Below are 319 nucleotides of genomic sequence, written 5' to 3' on the forward strand. Positions count from 1 at the left end.
CGGCGCCGTTGGCGCCGAGGAAGTTCGCGAAGTCGACGACATGGCGAACATACGCGCGGATCGTGTTCGGAGACGCGTGCGTCTGCTCGAGATGGACGATCCAATGACGTAGGCACTCGACGACGTCGCCGTGATCATCCAATACCGTCCACGACCGGCGGCCGCCGGGCATTTCGATACGCGCTGCCTGCCAGGGCGTCGTGGCGAACGAAGTGGACACGGTCGCTGATACTGTTGAAAGACCGCCGTGACTGCAAGCCTTTCCCCATCACACTGGACACAGTTTACATGGACAGTTGCGGTATCGCTATTAACATAA

General features: G+C 59.6%; 1 pseudogene. It reads right to left on the bottom strand.

Annotated features, from left to right (window positions below):
- A pseudogene (locus H926_RS25325) lies at positions 1–220 on the bottom strand (integrase); the annotation flags it as partial.
- Between the last annotated feature and the right edge of the window lie 99 nt (positions 221–319).

Source organism: Novosphingobium sp. B-7, assembly GCF_000410615.1.
GTDB classification, from domain to species: Bacteria; Pseudomonadota; Alphaproteobacteria; order Sphingomonadales; family Sphingomonadaceae; genus Novosphingobium; species Novosphingobium capsulatum.